This window comes from Streptomyces apricus, from assembly GCF_008369065.1.
Taxonomy (GTDB): Bacteria; Actinomycetota; Actinomycetes; order Streptomycetales; family Streptomycetaceae; genus Streptomyces; species Streptomyces apricus.
Genome location: NZ_VDFC01000263.1, coordinates 1 through 799, shown reverse-complemented (window position 1 = coordinate 799; position 799 = coordinate 1). Strand labels below are relative to the sequence as shown.

At 79.8% G+C, this 799-nt stretch carries 1 protein-coding gene; it reads left to right on the top strand.

Annotated elements, in window-relative coordinates; genetic code table 11:
• Positions 1–137: 137 nt before the first annotated feature.
• Positions 138–799: SCO3242 family prenyltransferase (locus FGF04_RS39585; protein ID WP_235882762.1), on the top strand; the 662-nt coding region annotated here is incomplete at its 3' end.

Here is a 799-nt window from a genome sequence, read left to right as displayed (position 1 = left end):
GGCGGGGGCAGGCCGGGCGGCGCGCGGGGCACGCGGTGCGGTCGGCCGTGTCCTCCGGCGCGGGGGCCTCGCCGGAGGACACGGAGCAACCGTCGTCGTCGCTGTCGTCGCTGTCGTTGTCGGCGTCACGGGAGCGGGTGCAGGCGCCGCGACCGGCGTCGGGGCCGACGTCACGCGCGCCGGGCGCCCGGCTCCGCGCCTGGGTCGAGCTCCTGCGCGTACCCGCCCTGTTCACGGTCCCCGGCGACGCGCTCGCGGGCGCCGCCGCGGCCGGAGTCCGCCCCAACTCCCGCACCCTGCTCGCCATCGGCTCCTCCCTGTGCCTGTACGAGGCCGGCATGGCCCTCAACGACTGGGCCGACCGCGCCGAGGATGCCGTGGACCGCCCGCACCGCCCCCTTCCCTCCGGCCGCGTCAGGCCGGCCGCCGCCCTGGTGGCCGCCGGAGGCCTGACGGCGGCGGGCCTGGCCCTGGCCTCCCGGGCGGGCCGGCGGCCCCTCGCGGTGGCCGGTGCCCTGGCCGCCACGGTCTGGTCGTACGACCTGGTCCTCAAGCGCACCCCCGCCGGCCCCGTGGCGATGGCGGCGGCCCGGGGCCTGGACCTCCTCCTCGGCGGGGTGGCCTCCGGCGGCGACACCCGCAAGGCCGTGCCGTCGGCGCTGGCCCTGGGCGCCCACACCCTCGCCGTCACCACGGTCTCCCGCCAGGAGACCCAGGGCGGCTCACCCCTGGCCCCCCTGGCCGCCCTGGCCACGACGACGGCCCTGACGTGGTCGCTGACCCGGGACACCAGGACGAC